The organism is Demequina sp. NBRC 110056 (assembly GCF_002090155.1).
In the GTDB taxonomy this organism is placed as follows: domain Bacteria; phylum Actinomycetota; class Actinomycetes; order Actinomycetales; family Demequinaceae; genus Demequina.
Genome location: NZ_BBRM01000002.1, coordinates 161,242 through 177,331 on the forward strand (window position 1 = coordinate 161,242; position 16,090 = coordinate 177,331).

Below are 16,090 nucleotides of genomic sequence, written 5' to 3' on the forward strand. Positions count from 1 at the left end.
CGTTGTCGCATGGCCACGGTCGCTGACATCGCGGAGATCCTCGAATCACGGTTCCGACCGGAGCTCGCGGAGTCCTGGGACGTCAACGGCCTCACCGTCGGCGACCCGTCCGCCCCGGTGCGGCGCGTGCTCTTCGCGGTCGACCCCACGCTCGCCGTGGTCGACGAGGCGATCGAGGTGGGAGCCGACCTCGTCGTCACCCACCACCCCCTGCTGCTGCGGGGCGTGACCACCGTCTCCGCGTCGACGCCCAAGGGCGCCGTGGTGCACCGGCTCATCTCCCACGGGATCGCTCTCTACAACGCCCACACGAACGCCGATGCGGCCGCCGGGGGCGTGTGCGACGCGCTCGCGGCGGCGGTCGGCATCACGGACCCGGTGCCCCTGATCCCCGCGGAGCCCGGGGGAGCGGAGGGGACCGGGCGCATCGGTCTGCTGCCGGGGCCCGTCACGTTGGGCGAGTTCGCAAAGGCTGTGGCGCGTGCCCTGCCGCCCACCGAGCACGGCGTCCGGGTGGCGGGAGAGCTCGACGGCCTCGTGTCCACCGTGGCGGTCGTCGGCGGAGCCGGCGACGGCTTCTTCGATGCGGTGCGCGGCTCCGGTGCCGACGTCTACGTCACCGCCGACCTGCGTCACCACCCCGCGTCCGAGGCTCGCGAGCTCGCCGAGTTGGGCGACGGGCGGCCCTACCTGGTGGACGTCTCGCACTACGCTTCGGAGTGGCTCTGGCTCGCGGACGCCGCGGAGCACGTGGCCGACGCCGCCGGCGTCGACGCCACCGTCTCGACGCTCTCGACCGACCCCTGGACCGCGCGCTTCACCGCGTGAACCCCTGATCCCTACGGAGGACCCTGTGCCCACCGCTCCCGCCGCCGACCAGCTGCGACTCCTCGACGTCCAGGATGCCGACCTGCGCATCCAGCAGGCCGAGCACCGCCGCGCCACGCTGCCGGTGCTCGCGCAGCTCGAGGCGCTCGCGGCCGAGGACGCCGAGCTTGAGGTCGAGGCGATCGCGCGCGGCACCGAGGCCTCGGACCTGCGCCGCGAGGTGACGAAGGCCGAGGATGACGTCCAGGCGGTGCGATCCCGCAAGGAGCGCGACGAGGGCCGGCTCGCGGCCGGTGGCTCGAACGCGAAGGATCTCCAGGCGCTGCAGGGAGAGCTCGAGGTGCTGACGCGGCGCCTGAGCGACCTCGAGGACATCGAGCTCGAGGTCATGGAGCGACTCGAGAACGCCGAGCGCGTCGAGGACGCGGTGAAAGCGCGCCGCGCCGAGATCGCCACGCGCCGCGGCGAGCTCGAGCAGGAGCTCGCCGTCGAGGAGCAGGCGATCGATGAGCAGGTGGCCGACGCCAAGGCCGAGCGCGTGCGCGCCGCCGAAGGCATCGATGCGGCCCTCGTCTCGCTCTACGAGCGCCTGCGCGACCAGCACGGCGGCGTCGGAGCGGCCGCGCTCCAGGGCTCCCAGTGCCTGGGCTGCCACATGTCGCTCAACCCGGCGGACCTGCGTGCGATCGAGGCGGCCGCGCCCGATCAGGTCGTGCGGTGCGAGGAGTGCGGCCGGATCCTCGTGCGCAAGGACTGAGCGTGACGGGACACGACCACGACACCGGCCCGGCGGCCGGCCCCGAGTACGACGACTCCGTCGACGGCGACGACACGCCGGTCGAGACGGCGCAGACGCGCGACCGGTCACTCTTCGCGGTGAGGGGCGGCGACCTCGTCAGCCCCCTCACGATGGTCCTCGTGCGCCACGGCGTGACGGACATGACCGTCACCCACGCGCTGTCCGGCTCGGGCGAGCTGGGGCCGTCGCTCAACGCGCAGGGACGCGTCCAGGTCGCCAAGGCCGCCGATGCGGTCTACAGCATCGGGCGCCGGACCTGGGACCGCGTCCCGCACGTGACCCGCGTGCTCGCCTCTCCCATGACCCGCACCCAGGAGACGGGCGGGGCGATCGGCAGGCGCATCGGCGCCCACGTCGAGACGGAGGACCGGGTGCGCGAGGTGCACTTCGGCGCGTGGGAGGGCCTCACGAGCGACGAGGTCGCCGAGCGTCACGGCGACGCCATCCACCGGTGGCGCTTCGGCGAGATCGCGGCTCCTGGCGGGGAGTCGATCCCCGACGTCGGTGCCCGCTTCGACGAGTTCCTGCGCGACGCCGCCCGCGAGCACGCACAGCTGAGTCGCGAGGATGACGTTCCCCGCGCGTGGGCCGTCGCGTCGCACGCGGTGGCGATCAAGTCCGCCGTCGGCATCTCGCTGGGCATGGGCACGGCGCACTGGGGGTCGATCTGGCCGCAGCCGGCGTCCCTGACGATCCTGCAGCTTCGCGTGCGGACCGACGGCGAGATCGCGGAGCGTCACGTGCTGTGCGTGGGCGCCCCGACCGGCTGACCGACCGCCGTTTCGACGAACAGCCCTGGGTTCGTGTCGACGTCGCCCACCTTCGCGGGGTCGGCGCGTGCTGCGTGTGACTGAGGGTTCGCCTCAGGGGTCCTCGCGCGGAACCTCGCCGTGGATCTCGCGGTGCAGGCGCGCCATGCGCGCGTCGAGCTCGGTCGCGGTGGCCGCGGCCTCCCGCAGCTCCTCGGTGAGGCGCTCGGGGACGTCGCCCGCGTACTTGTAGTGGATCTTGTGCTCCAGGCTCGCCCAGAAGTCCATCGCGATGGTGCGGAACTGCACCTCGACGGGCACTGAGACGGGCCCCGAGGACAGGAACACCGGGATCTCGACCACCGCGTGAAGGCTCTGGTAGCCGTTGGGCTTGGGGTTCGCGATGTAGTCCTTGACGAGCCGCACCGACACGTCGTCCTGGAGCGTGAGCAGGTCGAACAGGCGGTACACGTCCGACTCGAAGGAGCACGTCACACGCACGCCCGCGATGTCCGTCACGTGCTCGCGGATGGACTCGAGGTCAGCGCCGAGGCCCTTGCGCGCGACCTTGTCCACGAGGCTCTCGGGCGACTTCACCCGGCTCGACACGTGCTCGATGGGGTTGTAGTCGTGCAGCTCGAGGAACTCGTCGCGCAGGATGTCGATCTTGGTGCCGATCTCGCGCAGGCCGAACTCGTACTGGAGCAGGAAGCGCTGGACCTCGCGGCGCATGGACAGCAGCCGCTCGCGGTCGATGCTGGCGGGATCGACTCCGCCCAGCATGGCCATGGGGACGCTCAGCTGGTCGGTCATCGGATCCCTGTCGCTCGGTGGGGCGCCGGACGACGCCTTCTAGGAGAGTGACGTGCGCGGGGAGCCGGAGGTTCCCGCGTCAGGACTCGCCGCGCGTGGCGCGGCGCCGCAGGAACTTCCGGTCGTCGTTGGCGTAGGCGTAGTACCAGCCGATGAGCAGGCCCCCACCCACGAAGTTGCCGACCAGGACGATGCCGAGGTTGCCGAGTGCGAGCCCCACGTCGATGCCGTCGTGGAGCCCGACGATCGTGAACAGCACCGTGTTGGCGACCGAGTGCTCGAACCCGACGAACGCGAAGACGAACACGCTCATCACCATGGCGAGGGACTTGGTGAGGTCGTCCTTGATGAGGCCGTTGTAGACCAGCAGCATCGCGAGGTTGATCATGAAGTTGCACAGGATCGCGCGCACGAACAGGTCGGTCCATCCGGCGAGCCCGCCGCTGACGTAGGCGAGCTTGTGGTCCACCGAGTGCTGCATCTGCTCGCCGACGGCGCCGTCGCCGAGGCTCGACGCGAAGACCAGCAGCGCGACCACGAGGCCGCCGAGGATGTTGCCGAGGTAGCACAGCGCGAGGATGCGCAGCGAGCGCAGCGCGGTCGTCGCGCGGTAGTACAGGCCGATCGACACGATCATCATGTTCGACGTCAGCAGCTCGGACTTGCTGTAGTAGATGAACACGAGCGCGAAGCCGAACGCGAGCGCGCCGACGAGCGACCCGAGGCCGACGAGGCTGCCGTCCGCGAGCTGGGCGAACGTCGCCAGGATGGTGTAGTTCACGACGTACATCAGCCCGATGAGCATCCCCGCCATGGCGGCCCGCATGAGGTACACCCGCGCAAGTCCGCCGCTCATCGCCGTCTTGGTCTCGAGCGCGTCGAGGACCGTCGAGATGAAGTGCTTGCCGGGGAAGAGCTGGCTCGGATCGCTCATGGGCCCAGCCTGGCACGGCGTGCCCCTGAGCGCCCCGCGCGACGCGTCCGTTGACGCACCTCTCGCTCGCTACTCTGGCCGCATGGCTGATGCGACGGTGGTGCTCCTGCGCGAGCCGTGGCCCGCCGTGGCGCGCCGTCTCGCGGTGCGCACGAGCATCCTCGCGGCCGGGGTCCTGCTGGTCGCGCTGCCGGGGGTGTGGCCCGCGCTGCGCGTCCTCGGCGTGGTCCTCGCGCTCGTGGGGCTGCTGTTCCTGGGCCTGACCGCAGCGAATGTCGCGCGGAACCGCCGGGTGCTGCTGGCGTCGCCGGCTCCGGGCGTGATCGAGCGGCCCGCGTCGGTGCAGGAGGGCTGGCTCGGGCGCGCGGCGGAGCGGGTCGAGGGCCCGGAGGTCGAGGTCACCACCGCGATCCTGTCCGTCGTGTCTCCCGGCTCGGACCCGCGCGTGACCCTCGTGGCCGGCGACGGAAGGATCTCCGAGGTGCCGCTGTGGGGCATGGCTGCAGGCGACTTCGTCGCGCAGGCCAATGCGTCCCTCGCCGCCAGGGGGCCGCGCCTCACCGTGGTCGAGCCGCCGCCAGGTCCTGCCGAGCCCGAGGGCTGAGCTCAGCCACCCACGACGATTGTGAGCTCTGCCGGTGCGAGCGCGACGTCCACGACGCCGTCCAGGGTGCGGGCCGCATCGGCGACGTCCGAGGGGGACTCGGCGACCGCATCGGCCGTCACGAGCGCTCCGGTGAGCAAGCCGCGGGTGTGCTTGGCCATGTGGCTCACGACGGTGCGCTTGCCGTTCAGCTCGCGCTCGACACGCACCGACAGCAGGGGAGCGCCGGAGGGGCGCCACGCGGCGACATAGGAGGAGCTGCGGCAGTCCACGATGACGCGGCCGTCGGCGACGTGTGACAGCTCGCTGGCGAGATGCTGGCGCCAATACGAGGCGAGCGGACCGATGCGCCCCAGGCTCGTCGACATCGACAAGCGGTACGCGGGGATGCGGTCGGCGGGGGAGACGGCGCCCCAGAGCGCGGAGATGATGCGCACCCGCTCGGCGGCTCGTTCCAGGGTCCCGTCGCTCCAGGTGGAGGCTTGCGCGGCCTCGAACAGCACGCCGGTGTAGACGCGCGCTGCCGCGTCGGCCGGCTGATCCCACAGGCGCGTGTTGCGCTCGACCTCGGAGGCGAGGCTCGGGCCGACGCCGAGGGCGGTGAGCGCATTGCGCTGGCCGCTGACCTTGACGAGCGCGTCGCCGACGCGCCGCCGCGCGGAGGCGAGGTCGGGGTGCGTGAGGGCGTCCAGCTCGACGGCAGTGCCGTCGGCAGGGGCGGTCTTGCCCTCGGAGGGCGGGAGCAGGATCAGCACGCGCACCAGGGTACGGGGCGGCGGGGCCGTGCTGGGCCGATGCGCCCGTCGGGTTGACATCGACTGTTACTCGATATATCGTGAGCGAGTCGGAACATATCGAAGGGAGTTCGACATGAAGCACAACCACGACATGAGTGCCTGGCCCATCGAGGGCGGCGGCCCGGCTCGCGGCCGCCGCGGACGCGGTGGGCCTCCGTTCGGCCCCGGCGGGCCCGGTGGCCCCGGCGGCCGCGGTCATCGCGGCGGCGGCCGTGGGCGCGGACGAGGCGACGTGAGGGCCGCGGTCCTGGTCCTGCTCGCCGAGGAGCCCCGCCACGGCTACGACCTGATCCGTGCGATCGAGGAGCGCACCGACGGTGCGTGGGCCCCGAGCCCGGGATCGATCTACCCCACCCTGCAGTCGCTGCAGGACGAGGGGCTGGTCCAGGTCGAGGAGGTCGACGGCCGGCGCACCGCCTCGCTCACCGACGAGGGACGCGCGTGGATCGAGGACAACGCCCCCGACCAGGAGCGCCTGTTCGCCGTCGAGCGCGGCAGGGCCGCCCACCGCGAGGTGATGGTCGAGCTGCGCGCTCTCAGCGAGGCCGTCACGCACGTCATCCGCTCGGTGGACACGCCCGAGGCGACCGCCCGGGCCACGGAGATCCTCGCCTCCGCGCGCAAGGACCTCTATCGGGTGCTCGCCGAGGACTGATCCTCACGAGGTGAGCTGCTGAAGGTGCGGCGCACGGGCTCGACGGGAGTCGACCCCCACGCGTCGCGCCTTCGGCGTGCGCGTCACGCCTCGCGCTCGCGATAGAGCGTTGGCGTCGTGCCCTGGACTCGGCGGAACTGACGCGAGAAGTAGTACGCGTCGCCGTACCCCACGGCCTCCGCGATGCGGGCGATCGGCAGCTCGGTCGTGTCGAGCAGCTCCCGCGCGCGGGACATGCGCAGCTGGGTCTGGAACTGGAGCGGCGACGACCCGAGCTGGCGCCTGAACAACGCGGTGAAGTGCGATCGGCTGAGGTGACACCGTGCCGCGAGCGCGTCGATGTCCAGTCGCTGCTCCGGTGCCAGGCGGATGGTCTCGGCGGCGGCATCGATCGCCGCGGATCTCCGATCGCGGGGGCTGTGCCCCGAGGCGAGCAGCGCCATCACATGCCAAGCCGCACCGGACGCGGCGAGCTGAGCGGCGTCGGTGACCTCACGTTCCACCGCGCGCAGGATCTCGCTGACCAACGCCGCACAGTGCACGATGTCGCGCACCGCGCGCACGGGGGAGCGGATCGTGAGGTCGGCGGCGGCGAGGAACTCGTCGAGGTCCCTGCCCACGACGTGCATCCACCACAGCGTCCACGGCTCGTCGTCGTCGGCGGCGTACGCGTGCGGGTGGCCGGCCGGCAGCACGGCCGCGTGCCCGGGTGTCACGGCGAAGCTCCCCGCGCTGGTCTGGACTGTCCCGCGTCCCTGCGTGCACAGCAGCACGACCGCTTGGTCGATGGGGCGGTCACGCGCGTATCCGTGCCGGTGCGCGCGGGGAAAGTGCCCGATGTCGGTGACGACCAGGTGCCGCGTGCCAGGTCGACCGAGCGCTCCTGCGATGGCGCTCGGCGTCTGGACGAGGATGCGCTGGCCGGGGAAGCCTTCGGCGATGACCACGAGGTCATGGTCGCGACCGATCAGCGAAAAGTCCAGGAACGGCGTCGAACTGTGCTGAGGCGTCGAACGCTCAGGAGCGTATCGTCGGCATGGTGATCGACGACGACCATGTCTCCGAGGTCCTCCTGCCTCCCGCTCCGGCCGCTGTGGCAGGGGACGCGCTCAAGGTGTGGCGTGAGCCGATCGACATCGACACGTACGAGCCGGAGGAGCCCGACGGATACCCGACGTTCTTCGACAAGCGCGTCTACCAGGGCTCCTCCGGTGCGGTGTTCCCCCTGCCGTTCCACGAGCGGATCAGCCAGACCAAGTCGCCCCGCGCCTGGGACGCCGTCCACCTCGAGAACCGGTGGATTCGCCTCGTGCTGCTGCCCGAGCTCGGCGGACGGATATACGTCGGCTACGACAAGGCGGCGGAGTACGACTTCTTCTACCGCAACAACGTCATCAAGCCAGCGCTCGTGGGACTCGCGGGCCCGTGGGTGTCGGGCGGCGTCGAGTTCAACTGGCCGCAGCACCACCGGCCAGCGACGTTCCTGCCGACCGAGGTCGACATCGAGCGCGAGGTGGACGGAGCCGTCACCGTGTGGATGTCCGACCATGACCCCATGCGTCGCATGCGCGGCACGCACGGGATCCGGCTGCGGCCGGACTCGTCGCTCATCGAGCTGCGGGTCCGGCTGTACAACAGGACGACGACCACCCAGACGTTCCTGTGGTGGGCCAACGTCGCCGCGGCGGTGAACGACGACTATCAGTCGTTCTTCCCCACGGATGTCGCCTACGTCGCCGATCACGCCAGGCGGGCGCTCACCGAGTTCCCCGCCGCGAGGACGCCGTACTACGGCATCGACTACGCCGCGCGCGCCGCCGAGGCGGAAGGCGCTGACCGCATCGACTGGTACAAGAACATCCTCGTCCCGACGTCGTACATGGTGACGGACACCGCCGACGACTTCTTCGGCGGGTACGACCACGGCCGTCGGGCGGGCTTCGTCCACGTCGCCGACCGCCGCATCGCGCCCGGCAAGAAGCAGTGGACGTGGGGCAACGCGCCCTTCGGATGGGCATGGGACGCGAACCTCACCGACACCGACGGTCCGTATGTGGAGCTCATGGCCGGGGTGTTCACGGACAACCAGCCGGACTTCTCCTTCCTCGCGCCGGGGGAGACGCGCGCCTTCAGCCAGTTCTGGTACCCGATCCAGGGGATCGGGCCCGCGCACCAGGCGAGCACCGAGGCGGCGGTGTCGCTCGACGTGACGCCCGACGGCGCCCGCACCGCGGTGCGGGTGGGCGTCTGCGTGACGCGGGAGAGGACCGGCGGCGTCGTGGAGCTCTCGGTGGACGGCGCTGTGGTCGAGCGGTGGCCCGGTGCCTTGCGGCCCGGCGAGCCCTTGCTGCGGGAGGTCAGCCTCGAGGGCGAGGTGGAGCCGACGACGGTCGAGCTCGTCGTCCGCGACGGCTCGAGCGTCCTGCTCCGGTGGCGCCCCCGCGACGGTGGGCAGCCGCAGCCGGCGCTCGCCCACGTCCCCCCGGCCCCGGCGGACGTGCAGTCGGCTGACGAGCTCACCGTGATCGCCTCGTACCTCGACCAGTACCGCCACGCGGCCCGTTCGCCCGAGGACTACTGGGCCGAGGCGCTCTCGCGCGACGCGGGAGATGCACGGTCGCACGTCGCGCTTGCGCGCCGAGAGCTCGCCCGAGGGCGTTGGGCGGAGGCCGCGGCGCATGCGAGGGAGGCCGTCGCCCGCGTCACGCAGTACGTCCCCAATCCCTCCGACGGCGAGGCGCACTACCTTCTCGGGCTCGCGCTCGAGCGCACGGGCGACCTCGGAGGCGCACGAGACGCCTGGGGCAAGGCGATGTGGAGCGCGGCCTGGAGGGCGCCCGCAGGCTACGAGCTGGCGTGTGCCGCGCTGCGAGAGGGCGATCCGCGTCGCGCGGCAGACCTCCTCACCGAGGTGCTGGCAGCCAACGCCTCTCACGCGCAGGCTCGGTGCGCGCTCGCCGTCGCGCTCTGGCGGCTCGGCGACGACGATGCCGCGCAGGACGTCCTCGACGACCTCTTCGCCGAGGACCCGATGGACGCGTGGGGCCGGGTGCTGCGTGGCGAGGACGGGCCAGCCGACGCGACGATGGTGCTCGACATCGCCCTCGAGTTCCGCCGCGTGGGCGAGGAGGACGACGCCGTCGCCTGGCTGGAACGGGCCGTGGCGCTCGACCCCGAGGCCCCGCTCGGCCAGGTGCGCGTGGCGCCGGTTGCCCTGGCGCACCTGGCCGCAGCGCACCGCGCGCTCGGAGACGAGCCCGCCGCGCGGAAGGCATGGGCGCGCCTCGAGGCCTCCGACGCGCGCTGGTGCCTCCCAGCACGCGCCGAGGACGCGGACGCCCTCGCCCTTGCGGCAGCTCAGCCCGGCGGCGCGGTGGCGTCGCTGCTGCTCGGCCACTGGTGGTACCACCACCGGTGTCATGGCGCCGCGGAGAGCTGGTGGCGAGCCGCGCTCGCGAAGGGTCTCGACAGCACGGACCGGGCGGTCGTCCTGAGGAACCTCGCCATCGCGGCCTACAACGTCCACCGCGAGCCGGAGCTCGCGGACGACCTCTACGAGCAGGCGCTCGCCGCCGCGCCCGCCGACCCGCGACTGCTGCACGAGCGCGACCAGCTGCGCGCGCGTCGTGGCGTCCCCGCCACGGTGCGACTCGGCGAGCTCGAGGCGCATCTCGACGCCGTGTCCGAGCGTGACGACCTCGTCACCTCGTGGATCGGCCTGCTGGTCGACGCGGGCCGACTCGACGAGGCGCAGGCCGCGCTCTCGGCCCGCCGCTTCCAGCCATGGGAGGGCGGCGAGGGCCTGGTCCTGGCGCAGTGGGATCGCTGTCATCTGGCATTGGCCCGGCGTTCCGCGGACGCCGGACGGTGGCGCGACGCTGTGCAGCACCTGCGTGCGGCGCTCGAGCCTCCTGCGAGCCTGGGCGAGGCGCGCCACCCGCTCGCCAACACCGCCGAGCTCCACTGGGAGCTCGGGCGGGCGATGGTCGCGGTGGGCGACCACGACGGTGCTCGTCAGGCGTGGGACGTCGCCGCTCAGACCACACGAGACTTCGCGGGCATGAGCGAGCGATCCTTCGGCTCGCAGGTGGCGTCGACGGTGCGCGCGCTGCGGGATCTCGGACGCGAGGACGAGGCGCGAGAGGTTCTCGCACGCACACGCTCGGCGGTTGCCGAGCACGCGCGCGTTCCCGCGGAGATCGACTACTTCGCGACGTCGTTGCCGACCATGCTGCTCTTCGACGACGATCCGAGCGATGCTCGCGACCGGTTGGTCGCGACGATCCTCGCCGACCTCGAGGCCGCGGACCTCCGTGCGCTCGAGGCAACCGACGCCACGGACACGAGCGGGTGGTGAGGCTCGCGAGCGGTGCGCTGGCCACATCGTGCCGTTCGTGTGGGTGGTGGGGCCCGTGATGCTCCACCTCGACGCGGGGGCCTGGCACGTCGCCGTGGATCCGGAGCACGGCGCGCGCGTGGTGTCCCTGAGCGTCGACGGCGAGGAGTGGCTGAGCACGTCGAGCCCGGAGCGCGACGGCGAGGGCGCATTCGTCCGTCCCGGGCTCGGAGGGTGGGACGAGGTCGTCCCCACCGTCGCCGACTGCGCCGTCGCGCCCTGGGGCAGGCTCGGCGACCACGGTCAGGCGTGGCACGCGCCGTGGGAGGTGCGGCGTCGCGACGCTCACGCGCTCGCGACCACCATCGAGCTCGACCGGCCCGAGCTGGCTCTCTTGCGCACCCTCACCCTCGGTTCCACGGGGCTCACCGTCGACTACGAGCTGACCAACCGCAGCGCCACTGCGGTGCCGTGGCTCTGGACCGCCCACATGCTGTTCGCGGCACCCGCCGGGACGTCCGTCGAGGTGGACGATGCGCCTGGATCGTTGATCGGTGAATGGCCGAGGCCCGGCTCGTCGGTGGCGCGGCTGCCCGCGGGGATCGACAGCCTCGCGCCGGGCACCGCGCTGAAGTGCTTCGCCCGAGGAGCGCGCCAGGCGAGGATCACGCGCCCTGGCGGTTCCCAGCTGGTGGTGAGCGCTGGCGGCCTGGCCGACCCCGCGATCGGTCTGCTGTGGGACCGGAGACTGTGGGCGGGTGAGGACGTCGTCGCGATCGAGCCGTCCAATGCGGCGACGGACCGGGCATCCGACCTGCCACGATCGGCCTGGCTGGCGCCACGGCGGACCACGACATGGCGAATGAGCATTGCCGTCGTGCCTCGTACCGGTACTCTGGACTCGCGGATGAGCTGGCCAGGCGACCGCGTGGTCCTTCGGGATCCCGAGGAACGTCCGGGCTCCGCAGGGCAGGGTGATGGCTAACGGCCACCCGGGGTGACCCGCGGGACAGTGCCACAGAGAGCAGACCGCCGCGCCTCCTCGGAGGCGAGGTAAGGGTGAAAGGGTGAGGTAAGAGCTCACCGCGCGACTGGTGACAGGAGCGGCACGGTAAACCCCACCTGGAGCAAGGCCAGACAGAGAGCGTTCGAGGGCTGCCCGCCCGAGCTCTCGGGTAGGTCGCTGGAGCCCTGGGGCAACCCAGGGCCTAGATGGATGGTCGCCCCTCGCGAGCGGTGACGCGAGCGAGTGACAGAACCCGGCGTATCGGCCAGCTCATCCGCCCTTAGGCAGACGTCTGGGGGATGCAAGGAGCCGCCGGCACCGGCGGCCTGAGAAGGTCCGGGGACGACCCGGCGGAACGGCGTGTCGCAGGTGCGGCACGGAGGTCTCGAGGAGGCACAGTGGCTCGACCAGCCCAGAGGCGGTCCGACCGAGCACGGTCGGGAGGCGGCGGCAAGCGCCGCAAGCCGACGCGACCGCGCGAACCCGGTCTGATCCCCCTGCTCGCGGCGCTCGCGAACGAGGTGGACCGGGCCCTGCAGCGTCCGCCGATCAAGCAGAGCGTGCGCACCAAGTTCCAGGTGGTCGCCCTGCTCGTGCGCGAGGAGCGCGCGAACGTCAAGAACGATGACTCGCTCACCACGACCGCCCGTGACGAGCTGATCAAGCGCCTCGATGGGGTCGGCACCCTGCTCGCGAAGACCGCAGCTCGAGACACCACACTGCTGTCGCTGCTTGCCGAGGACGCCCGCGTGACCGACTCCGCCCGCCGCTACAAGCACGACGTGCTGCGCGAGGCCGGCCGCGAGGTGCCCGACGAGCCAGAGCCCGAGCCCACGCCGCCGTCCTCCCCGTCTCCCGACGCCGCGAGACGCGTGGTCCCGCAGTCGGCCATCGCGCGCCAGCTCGCCAATCCGTTCCTCGCGCCGGACTTCGAAGCCGTCCGCGAGCGCCAGGCGGCCCAGCCGCGCCGGCTCGCCGGCTGGGAGCTCCTCGACCCGCTGTTCCGCTCGTTCGAGCAGGACGCCCCCGGGGTCGCGGCGTGCATGCCGCTGCCGGAGTCCGGCGCCGCGATGGAGGCGGCGCGGGTCCCGCTCGGTCGATCGCTGATGCCGCACCAGGCCCAGGTGGTCGCCGCGGCCTCGCGAGGCCACCGGACGTTCCTCCTGGCGGACGAGCCCGGTCTCGGCAAGACGGCGCAGGCGCTGCTCGCCGCGCAGGCCGCGGACGCGTACCCGCTGCTCGTGGTCGTGCCCAACGTCGTCAAGATGAACTGGGCGCGCGAGGTCGAGATGTGGACGCCGAGCCGCCGCGCGACGGTGGTCCACGGCGACGGCGACGAGGTGGACGCCTTCGCCGACGTCGTCATCGTCAACTACGCCATCCTCGACCGCCACGTCGGGTGGTTTGGCGACCACGGGTTCCGCGGCATGGTGGTGGACGAGGCGCACTTCATCAAGAACAAGACCTCGCAGCGCTCCCAGCACGTGCTCGCGCTGTCGGAGCGCATCCAGCAGCGCACGGCGAAGCCGTTCCTCATGGCGCTGACCGGCACGCCGCTCATCAACGACATCGAGGACTTCCGCGCCATCTGGCAGTTCCTCGGCTGGATCGACGACGAGCGGCCGCTCGGCGGCCTCATGAACGCCCTCGAGGACAACGGCCTCAACCCCCTCGACCGTGGCTTCTACGCCGCCGCCCGCGGCGCCGTGATCGACCAGGGCATCGTGCGCCGGCGCAAGGTCGACGTCGCCGCGGACATCCCCGCGCGCCGCGTCGCCGACCTGCCCGTCGAGCTCGACGGGCCGGTGGGCCGCACGATCCGCGCCGCGGAGGCCGCGCTCGCAGAGCGCATGGTGGGCCAGTACCGGCGCGCGATGCAGGCGCGCCCCGCGGAGGCGCTGCCCGACGCGGGCGTCGACCTCGACCTCGCCCGCCGCATCGCCGCGGCGGAGCTCAAGGACGCGAGCTCCAAGAAGACGGGGGAGAACATCTTCACCCTCGTCCGGCGCATCGGCCAGGCGAAGGCCGGCCTGGCTGCCGACTACGCCGCTCAGCTCGCGCGCAACGTCGGCAAGGTGGTGTTCTTCGCCAAGCACCTCGACGTCATGGACGAGGCCGAGCAGCTGTTCGCCGACCGCGGCATCCGCTACACCTCCATTCGCGGGGACCAGTCGGCCAAGGTGCGCGAGCAGAACATCGCGGCCTTCACGGACGAGCCCGACGTGCAGATCATCGTGTGCTCGCTCATGGCGGCCGGGGTGGGCGTGAACCTCCAGGTCGCGTCGAACCTTGTGCTCGCCGAGCTGTCGTGGACCGATGCCGAGCAGACGCAGGCGATCGACCGCATCCACCGCATCGGGCAGGAAGAGCCGGTCACCGCGTGGCGCATCATCGCGGCGCAGACCGTCGATTCCAGGATCGCCCAGCTGATCGACAGCAAGTCCGGGCTCGCTGCGCGTGCTCTCGACGGCGCCGTGATCGACGACGCGGACCCGTCGGCGGACGCGCAGGTCGAGGCCCTCGTCGGGCTCCTCGTCGACGCGCTCGAGGCGGAGGGCCTCGCCTGACCGGCACCGTGTGAGCCGCCCGCCGGGTGCATCCGGGTGCTGTCCGGATGCGCTCCCGGCGGAACATCGCGTCCGCACGCCGGGTTGTCCCATGCGGAGGTGATCCCCATGCCCCAGGATGCATGGTCGAAGAAGCGTGAGCGCCAGTACGAGCACATCAAGGAGTCGGAGCTGGATCGAGGCCGGTCGGAGGACCGCGCCGAGGAGATCGCCGCTGCGACGGTCAACAAGACTCGTCGCGAGAAGGGCGAGACCAAGGACGACGACTGAGCGGCTCGGCGTAGCCTTGTCGCCATGAGCCACCGCATCTACCGCGTGCCCGTCGCGTCGGTCTACCCGCACTACGTCACGAAGATGGAGAAGAAGGGCAGGACGGTCGCCGAGCTCCAGGAGGCCATCGAGTGGCTCACCGGGTTCGACGAGGCGCGGTTGCAGTCCCATCTCGACGCGGAGACCACGTTCGAGGACTTCTTCGAGGACGCGACCCTCAACGCGAACGCCGGCCTCATCACGGGCGTGATCTGCGGGGTGCGGGTGGAGGAGATCGAGGACCCGCTCATGCAGAAGGTGCGCTACCTCGACAAGCTCGTCGACGAGCTCGCTCGGGGCAAGGCGATGGACAAGGTGCTGCGCGCGTAGCGGAGCCTCCCGCCCGATAGGGGGCCGCGGCGGTACCCTCGCCGGGTGAGCGACAGCAGCGGCCGGTCTGGCAATGGTGACGGCGCGCCCGGCGCGCGCAGGCCGATGCCGCCCTCGATCCAGCCCGGACAGCGCGACGCGGCCGGACGAGCACGGGGCAGCCAGCAGCGCTCCGACCAGCCCTCGCCGTCACGGCGTAGCGTCATCCCGCCCGCTCAGGGCCAGCCGCGCACCAGCGGGCAGCCGTCATCCGGCTCAGGGCGACCGCCCGCCCCGCAGCGAGCGCCGCAGCAGCCCCAGAACGGCGAGCGGTCGCAGCCAGGGTCGCGCCCCGGCTCGATCCCGCCATCCCAGCGCGGGGCGCGGCCGGACGGTGCCTCCCAGGTCCAGGCGCCGCCGCCCGCGCCTCGTCGCCGCAAGCGCCACCGCCCGTGCCTCACGGCGTTTCTGGTCATCCTCGCGCTCATCGTCGCTGGCCTCATCGCGCTCGTGGTGTGGATCAACTCCAACCTGCAGACGGTGCCCGCGCTGAGCGGCGCGCCGGACACTCCCGGCGACACCTACCTCATCGTCGGCGGCGACTCACGCGAGGGCTGGGACGGCCCTGACACGGTCGAGGGTCAGCGGACGGACACGATCATGGTGCTCCACCGCCCCGAGGAGGGCCCGACCGCGCTCATCAGCATCCCTCGCGACTCGTACGTCGAGATCCCGGGCAACGGCTCGAACAAGATCAACGCCGCGTACGTGTTCGGCGGGCCGGAGCTGCTCGTCGAGACCGTCGAGGACCTCACCGGCCTCACAGTCGACACCTACATGGAGGTGGGCTTCACGGGCGTGGGCGAGATCGTGGACGCCCTCGGAGGAGTGGAGCTCTGCTACGACCAGGACGTGAGCGACTGGCGCAGCCAGCTCGAGTGGGAGGCCGGCTGCCACATGGCCGACGGCGACACGGCGCTCGCGTTCTCGCGCATGCGCTACAGCGACCCGCTGGGCGACATCGGGCGAGCCCAGCGTCAGCGGCAGGTGGTCGGCGCGGTCGCCGAGGAGGTCCTCAAGCCCTCGACGCTGCTCAACCCCACCAAGCTCGTCCCCGTCGCCAACGCCGCCTTCGACGCGTTCACCTTCAACGAGGGCACCACGGCGTTCGACCTCGGCCAGATGGCGCTCGCGCTGCGCTCCGGCCTCGGCGACCAGGCAGTGACGGGCACGCCGCCCATCGCGAACCTCGGCTACCGGGTCCAGGGCGTAGGGTCGACGGTGCTGCTCGACCCCGACCAGATCGACCAGTTCTGGGACGACATCGCCGACGGCGCCTTCGAGCCCGGCAGCGCCGTGGGCGGCATCGAGTAGCGCGGGCTCG

The 16,090-nt window shown here is 71.9% G+C and carries 14 protein-coding genes and 1 other RNA gene; 11 read left to right on the forward strand and 4 right to left on the reverse strand.

What is annotated here, in order from left to right:
• The first annotated feature begins 9 nt into the window (after positions 1-9).
• Genes B7K25_RS00810 through B7K25_RS00820 form a run of 3 tightly spaced genes read left to right on the forward strand, consistent with a single transcriptional unit; the run spans position 10 to position 2,397 of the window.
• Positions 10-828 carry a Nif3-like dinuclear metal center hexameric protein gene (locus tag B7K25_RS00810; protein WP_084103343.1) on the forward strand — a complete coding sequence of 273 codons (819 nt, stop codon included), beginning with the start codon at positions 10-12 and terminating at the stop codon, positions 826-828.
• 25 nt (positions 829-853) lie between these two features.
• The gene (locus B7K25_RS00815) at positions 854-1,585 is read left to right on the forward strand and encodes a zinc ribbon domain-containing protein (RefSeq protein ID WP_084103345.1); all 732 of its coding nucleotides are present in this window, start codon (positions 854-856) and stop codon (positions 1,583-1,585) included.
• 2 nt (positions 1,586-1,587) lie between these two features.
• Positions 1,588-2,397, forward strand: a complete 810-nt coding sequence (locus tag B7K25_RS00820) for a histidine phosphatase family protein (protein ID WP_084103347.1) — start codon at positions 1,588-1,590, stop codon at positions 2,395-2,397.
• A gap of 93 nt (positions 2,398-2,490) precedes the next feature.
• On the opposite strand, the gene B7K25_RS00825 is transcribed toward B7K25_RS00820, so the two are convergent.
• A complete protein-coding gene (locus B7K25_RS00825; RefSeq protein ID WP_144018834.1) occupies positions 2,491-3,165 on the reverse strand; it encodes a GTP pyrophosphokinase family protein in 675 nt (224 codons plus the stop codon).
• A gap of 103 nt (positions 3,166-3,268) precedes the next feature.
• Complete coding sequence (locus B7K25_RS00830; RefSeq protein WP_084103349.1) at positions 3,269-4,123, reverse strand: formate/nitrite transporter family protein; 855 nt, start codon at positions 4,121-4,123, stop codon at positions 3,269-3,271.
• A gap of 82 nt (positions 4,124-4,205) precedes the next feature.
• Here B7K25_RS00830 and B7K25_RS00835 point away from each other — a divergent pair, with 82 nt between their 5' ends.
• Positions 4,206-4,727: a hypothetical protein gene (locus B7K25_RS00835; RefSeq protein WP_084103351.1), complete on the forward strand. Its 522-nt coding sequence runs from the start codon at positions 4,206-4,208 to the stop codon at positions 4,725-4,727.
• Positions 4,728-4,729: 2 nt separating this feature from the next.
• On the opposite strand, the gene B7K25_RS00840 is transcribed toward B7K25_RS00835, so the two are convergent.
• The gene (locus tag B7K25_RS00840; RefSeq protein WP_084103353.1) at positions 4,730-5,482 is read right to left on the reverse strand and encodes a YaaA family protein; all 753 of its coding nucleotides are present in this window, start codon (positions 5,480-5,482) and stop codon (positions 4,730-4,732) included.
• Positions 5,483-5,756: 274 nt separating this feature from the next.
• On the opposite strand from B7K25_RS00840, the gene B7K25_RS00845 reads away from it, so the two are divergent.
• Positions 5,757-6,179: a PadR family transcriptional regulator gene (locus B7K25_RS00845; RefSeq protein WP_234988016.1), complete on the forward strand. Its 423-nt coding sequence runs from the start codon at positions 5,757-5,759 to the stop codon at positions 6,177-6,179.
• Positions 6,180-6,262: 83 nt separating this feature from the next.
• On the opposite strand, the gene B7K25_RS00850 is transcribed toward B7K25_RS00845, so the two are convergent.
• The gene (locus B7K25_RS00850; protein WP_084103357.1) at positions 6,263-7,126 is read right to left on the reverse strand and encodes an AraC family transcriptional regulator; all 864 of its coding nucleotides are present in this window, start codon (positions 7,124-7,126) and stop codon (positions 6,263-6,265) included.
• A gap of 89 nt (positions 7,127-7,215) precedes the next feature.
• Here B7K25_RS00850 and B7K25_RS00855 point away from each other — a divergent pair, with 89 nt between their 5' ends.
• The 6 genes from B7K25_RS00855 (at position 7,216) to B7K25_RS00880 (ending at position 16,080) form a co-directional block, all read left to right on the forward strand.
• Positions 7,216-10,536 carry a DUF5107 domain-containing protein gene (locus tag B7K25_RS00855; protein WP_084103359.1) on the forward strand — a complete coding sequence of 1,107 codons (3,321 nt, stop codon included), beginning with the start codon at positions 7,216-7,218 and terminating at the stop codon, positions 10,534-10,536.
• Between the two features lie 887 nt (positions 10,537-11,423).
• An RNA gene (gene rnpB, locus B7K25_RS00865) (RNase P RNA component class A) lies at positions 11,424-11,798 on the forward strand.
• 121 nt (positions 11,799-11,919) lie between these two features.
• Positions 11,920-14,088, forward strand: a complete 2,169-nt coding sequence (locus B7K25_RS00870; RefSeq protein ID WP_084103363.1) for a DEAD/DEAH box helicase — start codon at positions 11,920-11,922, stop codon at positions 14,086-14,088.
• 108 nt (positions 14,089-14,196) lie between these two features.
• Positions 14,197-14,358: a hypothetical protein gene (locus tag B7K25_RS13815; protein WP_200807819.1), complete on the forward strand. Its 162-nt coding sequence runs from the start codon at positions 14,197-14,199 to the stop codon at positions 14,356-14,358.
• A gap of 24 nt (positions 14,359-14,382) precedes the next feature.
• Positions 14,383-14,727 (forward strand): DUF2200 domain-containing protein, encoded by a 345-nt coding sequence (locus B7K25_RS00875; protein ID WP_084103365.1) that lies wholly within the window; start codon positions 14,383-14,385, stop codon positions 14,725-14,727.
• Positions 14,728-14,772: 45 nt separating this feature from the next.
• The gene (locus B7K25_RS00880; protein WP_234988017.1) at positions 14,773-16,080 is read left to right on the forward strand and encodes an LCP family protein; all 1,308 of its coding nucleotides are present in this window, start codon (positions 14,773-14,775) and stop codon (positions 16,078-16,080) included.
• The last annotated feature ends 10 nt before the right edge of the window (positions 16,081-16,090 follow it).